The sequence below is a fragment of the Nocardioides alpinus genome (genome assembly GCF_900112035.1).
GTDB classification, from domain to species: Bacteria; Actinomycetota; Actinomycetes; order Propionibacteriales; family Nocardioidaceae; genus Nocardioides; species Nocardioides alpinus.
In genome coordinates this window covers 106,849-127,026 of the sequence record NZ_FOKC01000004.1, presented here as the reverse complement: position 1 = coordinate 127,026, position 20,178 = coordinate 106,849, and the positions used below count along the sequence as shown (strand labels likewise).

Annotated in this window: 18 protein-coding genes; 8 read left to right on the top strand and 10 right to left on the bottom strand. The window is 69.4% G+C overall.

What is annotated here, in order from left to right; translation table 11 throughout:
• Positions 1-122: 122 nt before the first annotated feature.
• Together fusA and tuf are read left to right on the top strand one after the other, a co-directional pair.
• Complete coding sequence (fusA, locus tag BM127_RS10450; protein WP_231263233.1) at positions 123-2,186, top strand: elongation factor G; 2,064 nt, start codon at positions 123-125, stop codon at positions 2,184-2,186.
• A 78-nt stretch (positions 2,187-2,264) separates the two neighbouring features.
• Positions 2,265-3,458: an elongation factor Tu gene (tuf, locus tag BM127_RS10445; protein WP_091198335.1), complete on the top strand. Its 1,194-nt coding sequence runs from the start codon at positions 2,265-2,267 to the stop codon at positions 3,456-3,458.
• A gap of 208 nt (positions 3,459-3,666) precedes the next feature.
• Here tuf and BM127_RS10440 read toward each other — a convergent pair whose 3' ends face one another.
• On the bottom strand, positions 3,667-4,089 hold the full coding sequence (locus tag BM127_RS10440) for a hypothetical protein (RefSeq protein ID WP_101228809.1): 423 nt from the start codon (positions 4,087-4,089) through the stop codon (positions 3,667-3,669).
• 69 nt (positions 4,090-4,158) lie between these two features.
• Between BM127_RS10440 and BM127_RS10435 the strand changes: the two genes are divergently transcribed.
• Positions 4,159-4,746 carry a mismatch-specific DNA-glycosylase gene (locus BM127_RS10435; RefSeq protein ID WP_091198329.1) on the top strand — a complete coding sequence of 196 codons (588 nt, stop codon included), beginning with the start codon at positions 4,159-4,161 and terminating at the stop codon, positions 4,744-4,746.
• A 34-nt stretch (positions 4,747-4,780) separates the two neighbouring features.
• Here the strand turns inward: BM127_RS10435 and BM127_RS10430 are convergent, their stop codons facing one another.
• From BM127_RS10430 to BM127_RS10390, 9 genes are all read right to left on the bottom strand, one after another.
• Entirely contained in the window at positions 4,781-6,154 is a 1,374-nt protein-coding gene (locus tag BM127_RS10430) for a transaminase (protein WP_091198327.1), read from the bottom strand.
• Positions 6,151-7,599: an NAD-dependent succinate-semialdehyde dehydrogenase gene (locus tag BM127_RS10425; protein WP_091198325.1), complete on the bottom strand. Its 1,449-nt coding sequence runs from the start codon at positions 7,597-7,599 to the stop codon at positions 6,151-6,153. The genes BM127_RS10430 and BM127_RS10425 overlap by 4 nt, the downstream gene beginning before the upstream one ends.
• A 12-nt stretch (positions 7,600-7,611) precedes the next feature.
• Entirely contained in the window at positions 7,612-8,961 is a 1,350-nt protein-coding gene (gene gabT, locus BM127_RS10420) for a 4-aminobutyrate--2-oxoglutarate transaminase (RefSeq protein ID WP_091198322.1), read from the bottom strand.
• A 61-nt stretch (positions 8,962-9,022) separates the two neighbouring features.
• Entirely contained in the window at positions 9,023-10,318 is a 1,296-nt protein-coding gene (locus BM127_RS10415; protein WP_231263201.1) for a saccharopine dehydrogenase family protein, read from the bottom strand.
• 14 nt (positions 10,319-10,332) lie between these two features.
• Entirely contained in the window at positions 10,333-11,202 is an 870-nt protein-coding gene (locus BM127_RS10410) for an ABC transporter permease (protein ID WP_091198316.1), read from the bottom strand.
• A gap of 1 nt (position 11,203) precedes the next feature.
• The gene (locus tag BM127_RS10405; RefSeq protein ID WP_091198314.1) at positions 11,204-12,118 is read right to left on the bottom strand and encodes an ABC transporter permease; all 915 of its coding nucleotides are present in this window, start codon (positions 12,116-12,118) and stop codon (positions 11,204-11,206) included.
• Complete coding sequence (locus BM127_RS10400) at positions 12,115-13,215, bottom strand: ABC transporter ATP-binding protein (RefSeq protein ID WP_091198311.1); 1,101 nt, start codon at positions 13,213-13,215, stop codon at positions 12,115-12,117. Before BM127_RS10400 ends, BM127_RS10405 begins: the two co-directional genes overlap by 4 nt.
• Position 13,216: 1 nt before the next feature.
• A complete protein-coding gene (locus BM127_RS10395; RefSeq protein ID WP_091198309.1) occupies positions 13,217-14,467 on the bottom strand; it encodes an ABC transporter substrate-binding protein in 1,251 nt (416 codons plus the stop codon).
• Positions 14,468-14,526: 59 nt separating this feature from the next.
• Positions 14,527-15,972 (bottom strand): gamma-aminobutyraldehyde dehydrogenase, encoded by a 1,446-nt coding sequence (locus BM127_RS10390; RefSeq protein ID WP_231263202.1) that lies wholly within the window; start codon positions 15,970-15,972, stop codon positions 14,527-14,529.
• Between the two features lie 171 nt (positions 15,973-16,143).
• Between BM127_RS10390 and BM127_RS10385 the strand changes: the two genes are divergently transcribed.
• The 5 genes from BM127_RS10385 (at position 16,144) to rplC (ending at position 20,178) form a co-directional block, all read left to right on the top strand.
• Positions 16,144-16,599: an Lrp/AsnC family transcriptional regulator gene (locus tag BM127_RS10385; RefSeq protein ID WP_091198305.1), complete on the top strand. Its 456-nt coding sequence runs from the start codon at positions 16,144-16,146 to the stop codon at positions 16,597-16,599.
• Positions 16,596-17,987 carry an aspartate aminotransferase family protein gene (locus BM127_RS10380; RefSeq protein WP_091198302.1) on the top strand — a complete coding sequence of 464 codons (1,392 nt, stop codon included), beginning with the start codon at positions 16,596-16,598 and terminating at the stop codon, positions 17,985-17,987. Before BM127_RS10385 ends, BM127_RS10380 begins: the two co-directional genes overlap by 4 nt.
• Before the next feature lie 83 nt (positions 17,988-18,070).
• On the top strand, positions 18,071-18,799 hold the full coding sequence (gene trmB / locus BM127_RS10375; RefSeq protein ID WP_231263203.1) for a tRNA (guanine(46)-N(7))-methyltransferase TrmB: 729 nt from the start codon (positions 18,071-18,073) through the stop codon (positions 18,797-18,799).
• A 390-nt stretch (positions 18,800-19,189) separates the two neighbouring features.
• Positions 19,190-19,498: a 30S ribosomal protein S10 gene (gene rpsJ / locus BM127_RS10370; protein WP_008360994.1), complete on the top strand. Its 309-nt coding sequence runs from the start codon at positions 19,190-19,192 to the stop codon at positions 19,496-19,498.
• 8 nt (positions 19,499-19,506) lie between these two features.
• Entirely contained in the window at positions 19,507-20,178 is a 672-nt protein-coding gene (rplC, locus tag BM127_RS10365) for a 50S ribosomal protein L3 (protein WP_091198300.1), read from the top strand.

The following is a 20,178-nucleotide window of genomic DNA, read 5'->3' as shown; positions in this document are numbered from 1 at the left end:
CGACCCGCTCCGCGCGGCGTACGGCCTCTCACCCCCACAACCCCACTACTTCGAGGGACTGAGACACAGACGTGGCCGTCGACATCACCACCGACCTCAACAAGGTCCGCAACATCGGCATCATGGCGCACATCGACGCCGGCAAGACCACCACCACCGAGCGCATCCTCTTCTACACCGGCATCACCTACAAGATCGGTGAGGTGCACGACGGTGGTGCCACCATGGACTGGATGGAGCAGGAGCAGGAGCGCGGCATCACGATCACGTCCGCCGCGACGACCTGCTGGTGGAAAGAGCACCAGATCAACATCATCGACACGCCCGGCCACGTGGACTTCACCGCCGAGGTCGAGCGCTCGCTGCGCGTCCTCGACGGCGCCGTGGCGGTCTTCGACGGTGTCGCCGGTGTCGAGCCGCAGACCATGACGGTGTGGCGCCAGGCCAACAAGTACTCGGTCCCCCGCATGTGCTTCGTCAACAAGCTCGACCGCACGGGTGCCGACTTCTTCCGCTGCGTCGACATGATGAAGGAGCGCCTCAACTCGACGCCCCTGGTCCTCCAGCTGCCGATCGGCGCCGAGGGCGACTTCATCGGTGTCGTCGACCTGGTCGGCATGCGCGCCCTGGTGTGGCGCGGCGAGACCACGATGGGTGAGGACTACGAGGTCGAGGAGATCCCGGCCGAGCTCGCCGAGCAGGCCGCCGAGTACCGCGCGATGCTCATCGAGACCCTGGCCGACGCCGACGACGCCATCATGGAGCGCTACCTCGAGGGCGAGGAGAACTTCTCCGTCGAGGACCTCCAGGCCGCGATCCGTCGCGCCACGCTGGCCGACAAGCTGAACCCCGTCCTGTGCGGCACCGCGTTCAAGAACAAGGGCGTCCAGCCCCTGCTCGACGCGGTCGTCGCTTACCTGCCCTCGCCGCTCGACATCGACGGCATCCAGGGCCACTCGGTCAAGGACGAGAACGAGGTCATCGTCCGCCAGCCGTCCGACGACGAGCCGTTCTCCGGCCTCGCCTACAAGATCGCCACCGACCCGCACCTCGGCAAGCTGATCTACGTCCGCGTCTACTCCGGCAAGCTCGAGGCCGGCTCGACCGTGGTCAACTCGGTCAACGGCCGCAAGGAGCGGATCGGCAAGGTCTACCAGATGCACGCCAACAAGCGTGAGGAGATCGCGTCGGTCGGCGCCGGCCAGATCGTGGCCGTCATGGGTCTCAAGGACACGAAGACCGGTCACACGCTCTGCGACCCGCAGCACCAGGTCGTGCTCGAGTCGATGACGTTCCCGGCCCCGGTGATCGAGGTCGCGATCGAGCCCAAGACCAAGAGTGACCAGGAGAAGCTCGGCACGGCCATCCAGCGCCTGTCGGACGAGGACCCGACGTTCACCGTCAAGGCGGACGAGGAGACCGGTCAGACGATCATCGCCGGCATGGGCGAGCTCCACCTGGAGATCCTCGTCGACCGGATGAAGCGCGAGTTCCGCGTCGAGGCCACCGTCGGCAAGCCGCAGGTGGCCTACCGCGAGACCGTGCGCAACCTGGTCGAGAAGCACTCCTACACCCACAAGAAGCAGACCGGTGGGTCGGGCCAGTTCGCCAAGGTCGTGGTCAACCTCGGCCCCAACATCGACCCCGAGACGGGCACCGGTGGCGGCTACGAGTTCCAGAACAACGTGTCCGGCGGCCGCGTGCCGAAGGAGTACATCCCTTCGGTCGACCAGGGCGGCCAGGAGGCCATGGAGTTCGGCGTGCTCGCCGGCTACCCCATGGTCGACGTGAAGTTCTCGCTCGAGGACGGCGCCTACCACGACGTCGACTCGTCCGAGCTCGCCTTCAAGATCGCCGGCAACCAGGCGTTCAAGGAGGCCGCACGCCGGGCCAAGCCCGTGCTCCTCGAGCCGATGTTCGCTGTCGAGGTCACCACGCCCGACACGTTCCTCGGCACGGTCATCGGCGACATCAACTCGCGCCGCGGCCAGATCCAGGCGCAGGAGGAGCGTCACGGCGACATGGTCGTGAACGCCCTTGTGCCCCTGTCCGAGATGTTCGGGTACGTTGGCGACCTGAGGTCGAAGACCTCCGGTCAGGCGTCGTACTCGATGGAGTTCGACTCGTACGCCGAGGTTCCCTCGAACATCGCCGAGGAGATCGTCAAGAAGGTTCGCGGCGAGTAGTTCCACCCGGACCCTCGGTCCAGCACCACCCGTTCCACATCCACGATTTCAGTACAAACCCAACCAGGAGGAGCCCCAGTGGCTAAGGCGAAGTTCGAGCGGACCAAGCCGCACGTCAACATCGGCACGATCGGTCACATCGACCACGGCAAGACGACGCTGACCGCGGCGATCACCAAGGTGTTGCACGACAAGTACCCGAACCTGAACGAGGCCTCGGCCTTCGACCAGATCGACAAGGCTCCCGAGGAGCGTCAGCGCGGCATCACGATCTCGATCGCGCACGTCGAGTACCAGACGGAGGCGCGCCACTACGCGCACGTCGACTGCCCGGGTCACGCGGACTACATCAAGAACATGATCACCGGTGCCGCTCAGATGGACGGCGCGATCCTCGTGGTTGCCGCCACCGACGGCCCGATGCCCCAGACGCGTGAGCACGTGCTGCTCGCCCGCCAGGTCGGCGTGCCGGCCCTGGTCGTGGCGCTCAACAAGTGCGACATGGTCGACGACGAGGAGCTCATCGAGCTCGTCGAGATGGAGGTGCGCGAGCTCCTCTCCGAGTACGAGTTCCCGGGCGACGACATCCCCGTTGTCCGCGTGGCGGCCTTCCCGGCCCTGCAGGGTGACGAGAAGTGGGGCGAGTCGATCGTCGAGCTCATGGCCGCGGTGGACGAGTCCATCCCGACCCCCGAGCGCGAGACCGACAAGCCGTTCCTGATGCCCGTCGAGGACGTCTTCACGATCACCGGTCGTGGCACCGTCATCACCGGTCGCATCGAGCGCGGCATCGTCAAGGTGAACGAGGAGGTCGAGATCATCGGCATCCGCGAGGTCGCCCAGAAGTCGACCGTCACCGGTGTCGAGATGTTCCGCAAGCTGCTCGACGAGGGCCAGGCGGGCGAGAACGTCGGTCTGCTCCTCCGTGGCACCAAGCGCGAGGACATCGAGCGCGGCATGGTCGTCATCAAGCCGGGCACCACGACGCCTCACACCAACTTCGAGGCGTCCGTCTACATCCTCAGCAAGGACGAGGGCGGCCGTCACACGCCGTTCTTCAACAACTACCGTCCCCAGTTCTACTTCCGTACGACTGACGTGACCGGTGTTGTGACCCTGCCCGAGGGCACCGAGATGGTCATGCCGGGTGACAACACCGAGATGTCGGTCGAGCTCATCCAGCCCATCGCCATGGACGAGGGCCTCCGGTTCGCGATCCGTGAGGGTGGCCGCACCGTCGGCGCCGGCCGGGTCGTCAAGATCACCAAGTGATCACCGCCGGTCACTGACCGGCACCGCATCATCCGAGACCCCGTCTCCCGCAAGGGAGGCGGGGTCTCGTGCTTCCCTGGCAGTGCGTACGACCAGGTGCGGGCGTGCGCGTCCGACAGGACGAAGTCGACCTCCCTGAGCACCGGCAGGCGGGCCGCCCCCTCCGGTGGATGGGGTTTGTCCTGTCCGACACGCAGGGGCGCCCGGCTCAGGCGGCGTGCAGCGGCGGGAGCAGCCCGGCGTCCTCGAGGAGCCCCTCGACCCGTACGCGCTCGAGGTCCCGGTCGACGCCGGGCGGCAGGTCGGCCAGGAAGTGGGTGAGCTCGAGGGTGTCGGCCGCCTCGGCGAGGACGCCGTCGTAGGCCTGTCGGGTCCCTTCGTACTTCGCGAAGCGCATGCCCTCCTGGCCGAACGCCCGACGCAGGCGGCGTACGTCGGCGCCCACCTGCTCGATGGGCCGGCGGAGCCGCACCACCTCGGCCGTGTGGGGCGTGGGTCTCACGCGCCGGAGGAGTCGCCCGACGGTCCGCCGCTCCCACTCCCAGGGGCTGCAGAACACCGCGTCGAAGACGACCTGGATCGCGATCCAGGCCAGCAGCAGCAGACCGAAGTCCTGGAGCCAGCTCCGCATCCACTCACCGTACGCCCGGATCCGGGCGTCGGCGAGAGCCGGCGGAACGCGACCCGGCACGATGGTGCCATGGGGTTCACGAGGGCCGAGCTGGAGACGTTCCGCGACATCGAGGTCCCCGACCTCCTGCCCGAGGCCGGGCAGCCGTTGCGGTTGCTGTTCGTGGGGATCAACCCCGGGCTGTGGACGGCGGCGACCCAGACCCACTTCGCCCGACCGGGCAACCGCTTCTATCCCGCGCTCCTGCGCGCCGGGATCCTGACGGAGCCGGTCGACCCGTCCGCGGGCATGACCGCCGCTGACCGCGACGCCCTCGTGCGGCAGGGGATCGGCATCACCAACGTGGCGGCACGGGCCACCGCCCGCGCCGACGAGCTGACGCCGGAGGAGCTGCGGCTGGGCGGGCAACGGCTGCGGGCACTCGTGGCCGAGCGGCGTCCGGACGTGGTGGCGATCGCCGGCGTCACGGCCTACCGCTCCGCGTTCGGCGAGCGTCGCGCCCGCGTCGGCGAGCAGCCCGAGGGCTGGGGCGACTCCCGGGTCTTCGTCGTGCCCAACCCGTCGGGCCTCAACGCCCACGAGAGCGTCGACACGCTGGCCGCCGCCTACGCCGAGGCGGCGCGGGCGGCAGGGGTCATCGGCGCACCGGGAACCTGAGCCCGAACCCCCGGGGGCACGCGAGTCCGTCAGGTCAGCCGACGAGGGCCTCGACCGCACCCCGGAACGCGGACGTGTGGGCGTCGACGTCGGCGGAGGTGTGGAAGGGCGAGAAGAGCGACATGTTGTGGAACGGCGCGAGCAGCACGCCCCGGTTGACCGTCCAGAGGTGGAAGAACGCGTCGAGCTCCTCGTCCACGGCCGCGGCTGCCTCGGCCCCGCCGCGGGGCGGCGGGCAGAACCAGTACTCGGCACGGCACCCGAGCCGCTGGACGTGCCACGGGAGGCCGTGCTCGTCGATGACGCCGCGGATGCCGTCGGTGAAGAGCTCGGCCAGCGGAACGGCGACGTCGAAGTCCTCCTGGCGCAGGGCCGTCGACAGGGTCGCCCGTACGGCCGCCATGGCGAGCGCGGAGCCGGACAGCGTGCCGCCGACGCCCGCGACGTCGATGTCGTGGCCCAGCATCGGACCCTCCAGCTGTGCGGCGACCTCCGCGCTCATGCCGTACGCCGCGACGGGGATGCCGCCGCCGATCGGCTTGCCGATCACGACGAAGTCAGGGTCGAGGTCCCAGGCGGCGGTCGCGCCGCCCGGACCGGCGCAGATCGTGTGGGTCTCGTCGTTGACCAGGAGCACGCCGTGCCGGCGGGTGATCTCGCGGACCCCCGCGAGATAGCCCTCGTCGGGCAGCACGATGCCGATGTTGGTCAGTGCCGGCTCCATCAGCAGGCAGGCGACGTCGCCCTCGGCGAGCCGTGCCTCGAGCGCGTCGAGGTCGTTGAACGGCACGACCGCGGTCGTGAGGGCGACGTCGACCTGCGGGCCCAGCGCGCCGGGGCGGGCCACGACCCGGTCACCGGCCCGGCCGTGCTCGAGCACGCCCAGGGTCTCGTCGACGGTGCCGTGGTAGCACCAGTCCATCACCGCGATCTTCGGGCGACCCGTCAGGTGGCGCGCGAAGCGCAGGACGAAGCGGTTGGCGTCGGTGGCGGTCATCGCCATCTGCCAGCGGGGGAGACCGAAGCGGCGGCTGAGCTCGCCGGCGACCCAGGACGCGTCGGTCGAGGGGAGCATCGTGGTGATGCCGCGCTCGGTGCGCTCGCGCACGGCGTCCGCGACCGCCGGCAGGCAGTGGCCGGTCATCGACCCGGTGTCACCCAGGCACAGGTCGACGTAGGAGATGCCGTCGACGTCGGTGAAGCCGCCGCCCGCCGCAGACTCCACGAACAGGGGGAACGAACCCGGCCAGCGGGTCATCCACGGCATCGGGACGCCGGCCAGGAGGTGCTCGCCGGCCTCCGCGGCGAGCCGCGCCGAGGTGGGGTGCAGGTCGACGAAGCGCTGCTCCTCCGCGGCGTGCAGTGCCGCGAGGCGGGCACGGTCGATGCTGGTCGCGGCCGGGCTCACAGCGCGCTGCCGACGTACTTGGTCTCGAGGTACTCCTCGATGCCCTCGAAGCCGCCCTCGCGGCCGAAGCCGGAGTGCTTGACCCCGCCGAAGGGTGCGGCGGGGTTGGACACGATGCCGGTGTTGACCCCGACCATGCCGAACTCCAGCGCCTCGCTGACCCGCAGCACGCGGGCGTGCCCCCGGGAGAAGACGTAGGCCACCAGGCCGTACTCGGTGTCGTTGGCGCGCTCGATCGCCTCGGCCTCGCTGTCGAAGGTGGTGATCGGCGCGACCGGTCCGAAGATCTCCTCGCGGAACACGCGCGCCGACTCGGGTACGTCGACCAGCACCGTGGGCGGGTAGAAGTGGCCCGGCCCCTCGGGGACCTTGCCACCGACGAGCGCGGTCGCCCCCGCCGAGACGGCGTCCTCCACCAGCTCGTGCACGCCGGCCCTGGCCTTCTCGGTGATGAGGGGCCCGACGTCGACGCCCTCCTCGGTGCCGTCGCCGACGGTGAGGGCGCCCATCCGCTCGGCGAACCGCCCGGCGAACTCCTCGGCGACCGAGGAGTGCACGAGGAAGCGGTTGGCCGAGGTGCAGGCCTCGCCGATGTTGCGCATCTTGGCGAGCATCGCGCCGTCGACGGCTGCGTCGAGGTCGGCATCGCCGAAGACGATGAACGGGGCGTTGCCGCCGAGCTCCATCGACACGCGCAGCAGCTGCTCCGAGGCCTGGGCCACCAGCACCTTGCCCACCGCGGTCGAGCCGGTGAAGGTCAGCTTGCGCAGCCGGGGGTCGCGGATGATCGGCTCGCACACCCCGCCGGAGTCGGTGGTGGTGACGACGTTGAGCACGCCCGGCGGGAGCCCGACCTCCTCCATCAGCGCCGCCAGCGCCAGCATGGTCAGCGGGGTCTCGTGGGCCGGCTTGACCACCATGGTGCAGCCGGCGGCGATCGCCGGCCCGATCTTGCGGGTCCCCATCGCCAGCGGGAAGTTCCAGGGCGTGATCATCAGCGTGGGGCCCACGGGCGCCTTCATCGTGATCAGGCGGGTGTTGCCGGCGGGCGCGGGGGAGTAGCGGCCGTGGATCCGGACGGCCTCCTCGGAGAACCACCGGAAGAACTCGGCGCCGTAGGCGACCTCGCCCTTCGCCTCGGCCAGCGTCTTGCCCATCTCGAGCGTCATCAACCGGGCGAAGTCGTCGGCCCGCTCGGTGAGCAGCTCGAAGGCGCTGCGCAGGATCTCGCCGCGCGTGCGGGGCTCGGTCGCCGCCCACTCCTTCTGGGCAGCGGCCGCGGCGGCCAGGGCGCGCTCGCCGTCAGCCGGCGCACCGTCGGCGATGCGGGTGAGCACCTCGTCGTCGGCAGGGTTGGTCACCTCGAAGGTCGCGCCTCCGGCGGCATCCACCCACTCGCCGCCGATGAGGAGCTGTCGGGGCACGGTCTCGATCAGGTCAGGCATGTCAGCAGCCTCTCACTGGCGTGCGGCGGCTGCCTCGTCGAAGGCGGCCTCGAAGATGTCGAGGCCCTCCGACAGGAGGCGGTCGTCGATGGAGAGCGGGGGGAGGAAGCGGAACACGTTGCCGAAGGTGCCGCAGGTGAGCGTCACCAGCCCCTGCGCCGAGCAGGCGCGGTGCACGGCGCCCGCGAGCGCCGCGTCGGGCGTACGTCCGGCGCCGTCGCTGACCAGCTCGACGGCCAGCATCGCGCCGCGGCCCCGGATGTCGCCCACCCGGTCGGGGTGGCGGTCGGCGAGGGCCTGGAGGCGGGGCACGAAGATCGCCTCGATCTCCCGGGCGCGGGCAGGGAGGTCGAGGTCCTCCATGGTGCCGATGGCGGCGAGGGCGGCGGCGCACGCCACCGGGTTGCCGCCGTAGGTGCCGCCGAGTCCGCCGACGTGGACGGAGTCCATCACCTCGGCGCGGCCGGTGACAGCAGCCAGGGGGAGGCCTCCGGCCATGCCCTTGGCGGTGGTCACCAGGTCCGGCACGACGCCCTCGTGCTCGCACGCGAACCAGTCGCCGGTGCGCGCGAAGCCGGTCTGGATCTCGTCGGCGATGAGGAGGATCCCCTGGTCGCGACACCAGTCGGCCACCCGCGCCAGCCAGCCCGCGGGTGGCACGATGAAGCCGCCCTCGCCCTGGATCGGCTCGATCAGGACGGCGGCGCAGTTGTCCTCGCCCACCTGTGTGTGGACGGTGGTGACGAAGGCGTCGAAGGCCTCGTCGGCGCACGCCTCGGCGCCGCCCGGCCAGCGGTAGGGGTAGGCCATGGGGGCGCGGTAGATCTCCCCGGCGAACGGCCCGAAGCCGTGCTTGTAGGGCATGTTCTTGGCGGTCAGCGCCATCGTGAGGTTCGTACGCCCGTGGTAGGCGTGGTCGAAGACCACGATCGCGTCGCGACCGGTGTGGTGGCGCGCCACCTTGACCGCGTTCTCGACCGCCTCGGCGCCGGAGTTGAAGAGCGCCGAGCGCTTCTCGTGGCCGCCGGGGGTGAGCTCGGCGAGCTTCTCGCAGACGTCGATGTACTCCTCGTAGGGAGTGACCATGAAGCAGGTGTGGGTGAAGTCGGCGACCTGCCGCTGCACCGCCTCGACGACCCGCGGCGCGGCATTGCCGACCGTGGTGACCGCGATGCCCGACCCGAAGTCGATGAGCTGGTTGCCGTCGACGTCGCGGAGGATGCCGCCGCCCGCCTGCTCGACGTACACCGGCAGCGTGGTGCCGACCCCGGCCGAGACCGCCGCCACCTTGCGCTCCTGGAGCGCGCGCGAGCGGGGGCCGGGGATCTCGGTGGCGAGGATCCGTTCCTGTGAGAGCGTCATTGCGGGGTCCCTACGGCGTTGTTCGGAGGAGCGGAGCGGGGAGAAGAACGTCGTGGGGTGCTCATGACTTCTCCTCGATCCCCCAGGGGGACCCGTATCCCTCGGGCTTGGGTGCGGCGAGCAGGTCGAGGAACGGCTTCGGCGCCAGCGCCTCGGGACCGAGCACGCCCGTGCCCGACCAGGTGCCGGTGGCCAGCAGCTCGAGGGCGACCACCGGGTTGATGGCGGTCTGCCACACCACGCACTGGGCGCCGTAGTCGCGCATCGTGTCGGCGTTGTCGACCACGTGGTAGAGGTACGTCGAGCGCGGGGCGCCGTCCTTGCCGGTGCCGGTGACCCACAGCCCCGCGCAGGTCTTGCCCTCCATCCGGGGACCGATCGTCGCGGGATCGGGCAGGCAGGCGGCCACCACGTCGCGTGGTGACACCTGCACCCCCTTGACCGTGACCGGCTCGGTGGAGTCGAGCCCGAGGGTGTGGAGCGTGCGCAGGATGCTGATCATCTCCTCGCCCAGGCCGTACTTGAACGTCACCCGGTCGGCGTCGACCCAGCGCGGCATGAGGAGCACCTCCTCGTGCTCGACGTGCACGCACTCGACCGGACCGATCCCCTCCGGGAAGTCGAAGACCTCGGGCTCGGAGAAGGGCGGCAGCGTGAAGAACCCCGACTCCAGGTCACCACCGCCCCTCTCCCGCTCCCACACCACGGGCGGGTTGAGGCACTCCTCGATGATCGTCCACATCGAGAAACCGGGCGCGAACACCTCGTTGCCGTCGTCGTCGCGGATCACCAGGTTGGCGCCGTCACGGGTGCCGAGCTCATCGATGTGGTCGAACAGCTCGTCGGCGGCGTAGCGCGCGAAGACGTCGGAGAGACCGGGCTCGACACCGATGCCGAGCAGCGCCAGCCTTCCGGCTGCCTCCCACTCGCCGGCCAGGGCGAACTGCTCGTCGCCGAGCTTGATGCCGACCTTCTCGTAGGGCGCATCGGGGTGCGGTGCGGACAGGCTCATCGCCATGTCGAGGTAGTTCGCCCCGGCCGCCAGGGCGCCGGTGAAGATCGGCATCACGAAGCGCGGGTCGACGGCGTTGAAGACGTGCGTCGCGCGGACCTCGCGTGCCAGTGCGCCCACCGCGTCGGCGTCGGACGCGTCGACCTGCGCGGCGCTGAAGCGTTCCTCGCCGCTGCGCCGTCCGGTCGCCGCGGCGACGGTGTGCTCGGCGCGCCCGAGGTCGTAGTCGGCGACGACCCACGCCTCGAAGAAGTCGCGCTCGACGGCGATCCTCGCTGCGGCGTCGCCGACGCCACCGGCGCCGACCATCAGCACGCGCATCGGTTCGGACCCTGACTCAGGCATGTGGCTCCTCGTACTCATTCCTTGACCCGCGAGGCCCGCACCGACCCGACGAACTGGGCGCCGACCACCAGGAGGACGGCGAGCACGAACATCGAGAACCCGATGACGTTGGCCTCGGCGGGGATGCCCCGGCGTGAGGCGACGTAGACGAACTTGGGGAACGTGCTCTCGTTGCCGGAGACGAAGTTGGTGATGATGAAGTCGTCGAAGGACAGCGAGAAGGCGAGCATCGCGGCACCGGCGATGCCGGGCAGGATCAGCGGGAAGGTGACCTTCCAGAAGGTCTGCATCGGGCTGGCGTAGAGGTCCTGCGCCGCCTCCTCGATGCGCGGGTCGAGGGACTGGATCCGCGCCTTGACCGTCACGACCACGAAGCTCAGGCAGAACATGATGTGGGCGAAGACGATCGTCGTGAAGCCGAGGCTGATGCCGATGTTGGAGAAGCCCTGCACGAAGATCGTCAGCAGCGCGGCGCCCATCACGATCTCGGGCGTCGCCATCGGCACGAAGATCAGCACGTTGCTGGCCGCCTTGCCGCGGAAGCGGTAGCGGACCATGGCGAGCGCCATCATCGTGCCGAGCACGGTCGCCACAAGGGTGGAGATCGCACCGACCTGCAGCGAGGTCACCAGCGACCCGCAGACGCCGGGCACCCCGCACGGGTCCTGCCAGTGCTCCCACGTGAAGCCCTGCCACACGATGTTGGTCTTGCCGTGGTCGTTGAACGAGAACGCGAACGTGTAGGCCACGGGCAGGAACAGGTAGAGCAGCACCAGGATCGCGGTGAGCATGGCGAAGTGGTTGGCGAGCCAGACCTGGGCACGCTTGGCGGCCGACGGCCGGTAGGCCGGCCCGTTCGCGGTGGTGGTCGTCGTGGTGCTCATCTCACACCAGCTCCTCGGTGCCGAAGCGGCGTACGTAGAGGAAGACCATCACCAGGATCGCGGCCATCAGCGTGAAGGACAGCGCGGCGGCGACCGGGTAGCCGCCGGGAATGGCGAGGAACTGGTCGTTGATGACGTTGCCGACCATCTTCCCCTGTTGAGGCCCGAGGAGCTCCATGTTGACGAAGTCACCGGCAGCGGGGATGAAGGTCAGCAGCGTGCCGGCGAGCACGCCCGGCATCGACATCGGCAGGGTCACGGTCCGGAACGTGGTGAAGCCGTTGGCGTAGAGGTCGCCGCCGGCCTCGATCACGCGCGGGTCGGCACGCTCGAGCGAGGCATAGATCGGCAGCACCATGAACGGCAGGAAGTTGTAGGTCAGGCCGGCGACGACCGCGACCGGCGTGTTGATGATCTGTCCACCCGGCAGCAGGTGCAGGAGCTCCAGGCCGCCCACGACCCAGCCCTCGTCGGCGAGGATCTGCGACCACGCGAAGGTGCGCAGGATGAAGGAGGTGAAGAACGGCGCGATCACGCAGATCATCATCAGGTTGCGCCACTTGCCCGCCTTGAAGGCCATGGCGTAGGCCAGCGGGTAGGCCAGCGCGAAGGCGAGCAGCGTCGCGAGCCCGGCGTAGAGGAACGACCGCGCGAAGTGCGGGGCGTAGTCGGTCAGCGCGCTGGCGTAGTTGGCGAAGTTGAGGTCGCGGTAGTAGTAGCCGGCGAAGCCGGGGTAGCGGCTCTGCAGGCTGACCGCGGCCAGCTGGACGAGCGGCAGGAGGAAGAAGACGCCGAGCCACAGGACGCCGGGGAGGAGCAGTAGGTACGCCGTCCAGCTCCGCTTGGCTGCCTCGGGCGCGGGTGGCGCCGGGTCGACGCCCCCGGGGTCGACCGCAGCGTGGGCGAGGGCTGTCACTGGTCCTCCGCCGCGACACCGAACGCGTGGCCGGGGTTCCACGTCAGCCAGACCTCGTCACCGGGGCGCAGGTCGATCGGGTCGACGTCGAGGTTCTGCTCGTAGCAGCTCCACGTCGTGCCGCTGGGCATGTCGACCAGGTAGCTGGTGGCGACCCCGAGGAAGGACACGTCGCGCACCACGCCCTTGACGTCGTTGCCGACACCGTCGGGCTTGGTCCGCGAGACCTGGACCTTCTCGGGCCGTACGCCGAACAGGACGTTGCCGTCGTGGACCTGCGAGCGGGCCTTGTTGATGCGGACCTTGGTCCCGAGGACGTCCGCCACCAGGTGGTCGCCGTCCGTGCCCTCGATCGCGCCCACGCCGGTGTTGGCCTGCCCGAGGAAGTTGGCCACGAAGCGGGTGCGGGGGAGGTCGTAGAGGTCGGCGGGAGCGCCGAGCTGCTCGATGGTGCCCTTGTTCATCACCGCGACGGTGTCGGCCATGGTCATGGCCTCCTCCTGGTCGTGGGTGACGTGGATGAAGGTGAGGCCCACCTCGGTCTGGATGCGCTTGAGCTCGACCTGCATCTCGCGACGCAGCTTGAGGTCCAGAGCACCGAGCGGCTCGTCGAGCAGGAGCACCTCGGGGTGGTTGACCAGCGCCCGGGCCAGCGCCACGCGCTGCTGCTGGCCGCCGGAGAGCTGGGCCGGCTTGCGGCCGGCGAACTGGGTCATCTGGACCAGCTCGAGGGCGTCCGCCGCGAGGGTGGCGGCATCGGCGGCCTTGCGGCGCTTGGGGCCGAAGGCGACGTTGTCGCGGATCGTCAGGTGGGGGAACAGCGCGTAGGACTGGAAGACGGTGTTGACCGGGCGCTCGTAGGGACGTGAGCCGGTCAGGTCGGTGTCGCCGATGAGCACCCGCCCCGAGGTCGGCTGCTCGAGGCCCGCGATCATCCGGAGCGTGGTGGTCTTGCCGCAGCCCGACGGGCCGAGCAGGGCGAAGAACGACCCCCGCGGCACGTGGAGGTCGATGTCGTCGACCGCCACGAAGTCACCGAAGGTCTTGGTGACGCTCTCCAGGCGGAGGTCTCCCTGGGCTTCCTTGAACCCGGCCATGTCAGTTCCCCATCACGTTGCTGGACCACATGTCGGAGTACTCGATGTCCTCGTCGCTGTTGAGCACCCGGAACTGCTGGATGTTGTTGTCGGCGATGAACTCCGCCGTCGGGAAGATCCACGGGCTCTCGGCGAGGTCGGGGTCGATCTTCTCCATCTCCGCCTGCGCACCGTCGACCGGGCAGACGTAGTTGACCCAGGCCGCGACCTGGGCGGCCACCGCCGGGTCGTAGTAGTAGTCCATGAGCCGCTGGGCGTTGCGCCGACGGGTGGAGGTGATCGGCACCATCATGTTGTCCGACCAGAGCGTCCCGCCCGACTCCGGGATGGTGAAGGTCCAGCTCGGGTCCTGGGTGTCGTAGGCGAGGACGAAGATGTCACCGCTCCACGTGATGCCGGCGACGGCGTTGCCGCTGGTGAGGTCCTCCAGGTAGGAGTTGCCCTTCACCTTGCGGATGTAGCCCTCGTCGATCTTCTGCTCGATGAAGCCGACGGCGTTCTCGAACTCGGCCCGGCCCCAGTCGCTCTCGATGTCGACGCCCTGGCTCTGCATGACCAGGGCGGCCGTGTCGCGGAACTCCGACAGCACCACGATGCGGCCCTTGAGGTCGTCGGTCCACAGGTCGTCGAGCGACTTGAGCTCGCGCCCGACCTTGTCGCGGTTGTAGCCGATCCCGGCGAAGCCGCTCTGCCAGGTGATCGAGTGGGCGCGGCCCGGGTCGAAGGAGGCGTCCTTGAGCGGCTGCAGGAGGTTCCCGACGACGTTGGGCATCTGGATCAGCTCGAGCGGCTGGCAGAGCTGGTCGCGGATGACGCGCGTGGCCATCCAGTCGGTCAGCGTGAAGATGTCACGGTCGATGCTCTGACCGGCCCGCAGCTGCGGCGCGACCTTCGCGTAGTAGGAGTCGTTGTCCTCGATGTCCTCGCTGTAGGACACGTCGATCCCGGTCTGCTCCATGAAGGCGGTCAGCGTGGGGGACTTCGTCTCCTTGCCGTTCATGTCGAGGTAGGCCGTCCAGTTGGACCACTTGAGGATCTTCTCCGTGTCCGAGACGTCCGTCGGGAGCTTGAGGCTCGACGGACCTCCCGAGGGGGGCGCGGGTGGGGCGCACGCGCTCAGCGCGAGCCCGGCACTCGCGGCCGCGCCGGTCCCCAGCAGTGCGCGCCTGCTCAGCCCGCCGGAGGCAGCCGCGGTCAGTGCCGCGGCCGGAGGGGAGAGGGTGCGCCTCGTACGTCGTGGAATCGGTGTCATCGTCTGTGTCCTCCGCTAGCCCCGAGCTCGCTCTGGTGTGGTGCAGATGGCCCGCGAGCTCAGCTCTCGATGTTGGCCATGACGTGCTTGATCCGGGTGTAGTCCTCGAAGCCGTACATCGACAGGTCCTTGCCGTAGCCGGACTTCTTGTAGCCCCCGTGCGGCATCTCGGCCACGAGGGGGATGTGGGTGTTGATCCACACGCAGCCGAAGTCGAGGGCGCGGGACATCCGCATCGCCCGGCCGAAGTCCTTGGTCCACACCGAGGAGGCGAGGCCGTAGTCGACGCCGTTGGCCCACCGGATCGCCTCGTCCTCGTCGGTGAAGCGCTGGACCGTGATGACCGGGCCGAAGATCTCGTTCTGGATGGCGTCGTCGTCCTGGTGGAGCCCGGAGAGGACGGTGGGCTCGAGGTAGAAGCCGTCGCCGAGGTCCGTACGCCGGTTGCCGCCGGCCGACACGGTCGCGTGCGACGGGAGCCGGTCGATGAAGCCGCTCACGTGGGCGAGCTGGCGCGCGTTGTTGACGGGGCCGAAGAGCGCGTCCGCGTCGTCGGGCAGCCCGACCGGCGCGGAGCTCCTGGCGTAGTCGCTGAGGGCGGCGACGAAGTCGTCGTGGATGCCGGGGGCGACGAGCACGCGGGTGGCGGCGGTGCAGTCCTGGCCGGCGTTGAAGTAGCCGGCGATGGCGATGCCCTCGACCGCGGCCTCGATGTCGGCGTCGTCGAAGACCACGACGGGCGCCTTGCCGCCGAGCTCGAGGTGGACCCGCTTGATGTGGGGGGCGGCGCTGGCCGCGACCTCGGCCCCGGCTCGTACGGATCCGGTGATCGCGACCATGGCCGGCGTCGGGTGCTCGACGAGGAGGCGACCGGTCTCCCGGTCGCCGGTGATGACGTTGAGGGTGCCGGCCGGCAGGAACTCGGACGCGAGCTCGGCCAGGCGCAGCGTGCTCTCCGGCGTGGTGTCGCTCGGCTTGAGGACGACCGTGTTGCCGGCCGCCAGGGCGGGACCGATCTTCCACACGGCCATGAGCAGCGGGTAGTTCCACGGGGTGACCTGGCCGACGACCCCGATGGGCTCGCGCCGGACCCACGAGGTGTGCCCGGCCATGTACTCCCCGGCGGCCCTGCCCTCGAGCACCCGCGCCGCACCGGCGAAGAACCGGAGCTGGTCGACCATCGGGGGGATCTCCTCGCTCGCGGTGAGCGCCTTGATCTTCCCGGTGTTCTCCGACTCCAGTGCGATGAGCTCCTCGGCGTGCGCCTCGATCGCGTCGGCAAGCTTGAGCAGCGCCTGCTGGCGCTCGCTGGGCGTCGTACGTCCCCACTCGCCGAAGGCCGTGCCCGCCGCGTCGTAGGCCGCGTCGACCTCCTCGGCGCCGCTGACGGGGGCGTGGGCGACGACCCGGCCGGTCGACGGGTTCACGACGTCGCTGGTGGCGTCGACACCGGAGTCGACGTAGGCGCCGCCGATGAAGTTGCGCAGCGTGCGTGGGCTGGTCACGTAGGTCCTCCCGGTCGGGGTGCGGTGAAGGGAGAGTAGGCCGGGGTGCGGACCAATCTCCATAGTCTTGGGTAAAGAAAGTGCGGGAATCGCAGAATTAACCGCACTGAAATGCGGATTCCACGCCCGGCGGCTTGCGAATCAGCGGTCCGGCACAGCACCATGTGTGCCATGGACGGACCCGTGAAGCTCGACGCGACCGCGAAGCGGATCATCGAGCTCCTCCAGGAGGACGGCCGGATCTCCTACGCCGCGATCGCGAAGGCGGTCGGCCTCTCGGAGGCTGCCGCCCGTGCACGGGTCCAGAAGCTGCTCGACTCCGAGGTGATGCAGATCGTCGCGGTGACGGATCCGACGCAGGTCGGGTTCACCCGCCAGGCGATGATCGGGATCCGCACCGAGGGCGACCTCATGAAGGTCGGCGACCGCATCGCCGAGGTCCCCGAGGTCGACTACGTCGTCACGACGGCCGGCAGCTTCGACCTCCTCGTCGAGGTGGTGTGCGAGGACGACCCGCACCTGCTCGACGTCATCCGTCAGGTCCGGGAGCTCGAGGGCGTGGTCTCGTCGGAGACCTTCGTCTACCTCAAGCTCAACAAGCAGCACTACAACTGGGGAACACGATGAGCCTCCACACCTCCGAGGGCGAGTCCTTCGACTACCAGACCGCCGGTCGCGACCACCTGTGGTTGCACTTCACCCGGCACTCGACCTACGAGAACGGCGGCGAGATGCCGCTGATCGTCAAGGGCGAGGGGCACAAGATCTGGGACAGCCACGGCCGCGAGTACATCGACGGGCTGGCCGGCCTGTTCGTCGTCCAGGTCGGCCACGGCCGCGAGGAGCTGGCCGAGGCGGCCGCCAGGCAGGCCAAGGAGCTGGCGTTCTTCCCGCTCTGGTCCTTCGCGCACCCGAAGGCCGTCGAGCTCGCCGACCGCATCGCGAAGATGGCGCCGGGCGACCTCAACCGTGTCTTCTTCACCACCGGCGGCGGCGAGGCCGTCGAGTCGGCCTGGAAGCTCGCCAAGCAGTACTTCAAGATGACCGGCAAGCCCAACAAGCACAAGGTCATCTCCCGTGCCGTGGCCTACCACGGCACCCCGCAGGGCGCGCTGTCGATCACGGGCATCCCGCCGCTCAAGGAGATGTTCGAGCCGCTGGTGCCGGGCGCGCACAAGGTCCCCAACACCAACTTCTACCGCCGTCCCGACTACCTCGGCGACGACGAGAAGGCCTTCGGCCGCTGGGCCGCGGACCGCATCGCCGAGGCGATCGAGTTCGAGGGCCCCGACACCGTCGCCGCCGTCTTCCTCGAGCCCGTGCAGAACGCGGGCGGGTGCTTCCCGCCCCCGCCCGGCTACTTCGAGCGGGTCCGCGAGATCTGCGACGAGTACGACGTCCTGCTGGTCTCCGACGAGGTCATCTGTGCCTTCGGGCGGGTGGGCGAGATGTTCGGTGCTGCCGAGTTCGGCTACCAGCCCGACATCATCACCTGCGCCAAGGGGATGACCTCCGGCTACTCGCCGATCGGCGCGATGATCGCCAGCGACCGGCTGTTCGAGCCCTTCAAGACGGGCACGACGGCCTTCGCCCACGGCTACACCTTCGGCGGTCACCCCGTGTCCTCGGCCGTCGCGCTGGCCAACCTCGACATCTTCGAGCGCGAGGGCCTGGTGGACCACGTCCAGCAGAACGCCCCCGGCTTCCGCTCGACGCTCGAGAAGCTGCTCGACATCCCGATCGTCGGCGACGTGCGCGGCCACGGCTACTTCTACGGCATCGAGCTGGTCAAGGACCGCGAGACCAAGGAGACGTTCAACGACGCCGAGTCCGAGCGGCTGCTCCGGGGCTACCTCTCCGGCGCGCTGTGGGAGGCCGGCCTCTACTGCCGCGCCGACGACAGGGGCGACCCGGTCATCCAGCTCGCGCCGCCGTTGATCATCGGCCAGCCCGAGTTCGACGACATCGAGCAGCGGCTCCGCTCCGTGCTGACCGGGGCGCTCGCGCACCTCTGACATGGGGCTGTGTTGTCGGCGCTCGCTCCGCTCGCGCAGAGGGCACTGAGCACGCGCGAGCGGAGCGAGCGACAATAAGCACCGTGAACGACGTCGTACGCCCTGCTCGCCCGCACCACAAGCTCACCGCGGACGGCCGTCGCATGCGTGAGGTCCTGAGCTACTCGCGTCGCGGGAGCCGCTTCACGCCGCGCCAGGCCGAGGCGTGGGCCGCGCACCAGGCCGACTGGGTGATCCCCGACGAGGCGGTCGACCGACCTGACTTCTCCCTGGCCGAGCGCTTCGGGCGTGAGGCGCCGCTGGTCGTCGAGATCGGGTCCGGCATCGGGGAGGCGACCGCCGTCCTCGCCGCCGCGCGGCCCGACCACAACGTCCTTGCCCTCGAGGTGTGGCTGCCCGGTGTGGCCGACTCGCTGTGGCGGGTCGCCGAGGCGGGCGCCGACAACGTGCGGTTCTGCTCGGTCGATGCCGTCTGGTCGCTCGAGCACCTGATCGCACCGGCCAGCCTGACCGAGCTGTGGACCTTCTTCCCCGATCCCTGGCGCAAGACCAAGCACCACAAGCGTCGCCTGGTCAACGCCACCAACGCGGCACTCGCCTCGTCCCGGCTGGTGCCCGGCGGCGCCTGGCGCCTGGCCACGGACTGGGCCGACTACGCCGACCAGATGCGTGACGTGCTCGACGCCGAGCCGACCCTGGAGGGCGGCCCGGTCGAGCGCTGGGACGAGCGCCCGGTGACCCGGTTCGAGCGCAAGGGCCTCGACGTCGGCCGCGACATCGCGGACTTCCGCTACTGCCGCTCGGAGGCCTGAGGAGCGGGCCCGAAGAGCCTGCTCCACTGCGATTTGGCGTGGGCGTGCCGAGTCTGTCAAGATGTTCCGGTTGCTCCGGCGGGTCGCCGGGGCGCGGCACACCTTGACTTCTGAATCGCGTCTCCTTGATCGAAACAGTCGTCCGTGTGCACCGCGCCGGGTCAGAAATCTTGATCGGAGACCCGACCAGATCCGACGAACCGTCGGGTGCCATCCAGAGAAACACCACCTCCCACTGGGAGTGTTGCGAGCAGGATCCATTCAGTTGGAAGCGCGACACGCCCGACCGCGGGGGTCGGCGGATGGAAGAGAAACAGGCGGTGCCGGCCCAGCAGGGGCACGCGCACCGAATCCAGACCAGGCGTACGAGATCGAAGAGGACACGGACCTATGGCGGGACAGAAGATCCGCATCAGGCTCAAGGCCTATGACCACGAGGTGATCGACACCTCGGCGCGGAAGATCGTGGACACCGTCACCCGTACGGGTGCGAAGGTCGCCGGCCCTGTGCCGCTGCCGACCGAGAAGAACGTGTACTGCGTCATCCGTTCGCCCCACAAGTACAAGGACTCCCGCGAGCACTTCGAGATGCGCACCCACAAGCGCCTCATCGACATCATCGACCCGACGCCCAAGACCGTCGACTCGCTGATGCGTCTCGACCTGCCTGCCGGTGTCGACATCGAGATCAAGCTCTGAGGGCTGAGATGACCAACACTTTTGAGCGCAACGCGAAGGGCCTGCTGGGCACCAAGCTCGGCATGACCCAGCTCTGGGACGACAACAACAAGGTCGTCCCCGTCACCGTGATCGCCGCGAGCACCAACGTCGTGACCCAGATCCGCCAGCCCGAGGTGGACGGCTACAACGCCATCCAGATCGGCTTCGGCGAGATCGAGGCCCGCAAGGTCAACTCGCCCGAGGCCGGTCACTTCACCAAGGCCGGGGTCACCCCCCGTCGTCACGTGGCCGAGATCCGCACCGCCAACGCGGCCGCCTACACGGTGGGCCAGGAGCTCGGCGTCGACACCTTCGCCGCTGGCGACGAGATCGACGTCACCGGCACCAGCAAGGGCAAGGGTTTCGCCGGTGTCATGAAGCGTCACGGCTTCCACGGCGTCGGTGCCTCGCACGGTGCCCACCGCAACCACCGCAAGCCCGGTTCGATCGGCGCCTGCGCCACGCCGGGTCGCGTGTTCAAGGGCACGCGCATGGCTGGTCGCATGGGTAATGACACGGTGACCACCCAGAACCTGACGGTCCACGCCGTCGACGCCGAGAAGGGCCTCATCCTCCTCAAGGGCGCCGTTCCCGGCCCCCGAGGTGGTCTCGTGATGCTCCGCTCGGCCGCCAAGAGCACCGCCGGCAAGGAGGCCTGA

Excerpts from the sequence above, each read along its gene's own strand:
- fusA (WP_231263233.1), top strand. The coding sequence starts at position 123 with ATGGCGCACATCGACGCCGGCAAGACCACCACCACCGAGCGCATCCTC.
- BM127_RS10440 (WP_101228809.1), bottom strand. The coding sequence starts at position 4,089 with ATGCGGAGCTGGCTCCAGGACTTCGGTCTGCTGCTGCTGGCCTGGATC.
- BM127_RS10435 (WP_091198329.1), top strand. The coding sequence starts at position 4,159 with ATGGGGTTCACGAGGGCCGAGCTGGAGACGTTCCGCGACATCGAGGTC.
- BM127_RS10425 (WP_091198325.1), bottom strand. The coding sequence starts at position 7,599 with ATGCCTGACCTGATCGAGACCGTGCCCCGACAGCTCCTCATCGGCGGC.
- gabT (WP_091198322.1), bottom strand. The coding sequence starts at position 8,961 with ATGACGCTCTCACAGGAACGGATCCTCGCCACCGAGATCCCCGGCCCC.
- BM127_RS10415 (WP_231263201.1), bottom strand. The coding sequence starts at position 10,318 with ATGCCTGAGTCAGGGTCCGAACCGATGCGCGTGCTGATGGTCGGCGCC.
- BM127_RS10410 (WP_091198316.1), bottom strand. The coding sequence starts at position 11,202 with ATGAGCACCACGACGACCACCACCGCGAACGGGCCGGCCTACCGGCCG.
- BM127_RS10400 (WP_091198311.1), bottom strand. The coding sequence starts at position 13,215 with ATGGCCGGGTTCAAGGAAGCCCAGGGAGACCTCCGCCTGGAGAGCGTC.
- BM127_RS10395 (WP_091198309.1), bottom strand. The coding sequence starts at position 14,467 with ATGACACCGATTCCACGACGTACGAGGCGCACCCTCTCCCCTCCGGCC.
- BM127_RS10385 (WP_091198305.1), top strand. The coding sequence starts at position 16,144 with ATGGACGGACCCGTGAAGCTCGACGCGACCGCGAAGCGGATCATCGAG.
- BM127_RS10380 (WP_091198302.1), top strand. The coding sequence starts at position 16,596 with ATGAGCCTCCACACCTCCGAGGGCGAGTCCTTCGACTACCAGACCGCC.
- rpsJ (WP_008360994.1), top strand. The coding sequence starts at position 19,190 with ATGGCGGGACAGAAGATCCGCATCAGGCTCAAGGCCTATGACCACGAG.
- rplC (WP_091198300.1), top strand. The coding sequence starts at position 19,507 with ATGACCAACACTTTTGAGCGCAACGCGAAGGGCCTGCTGGGCACCAAG.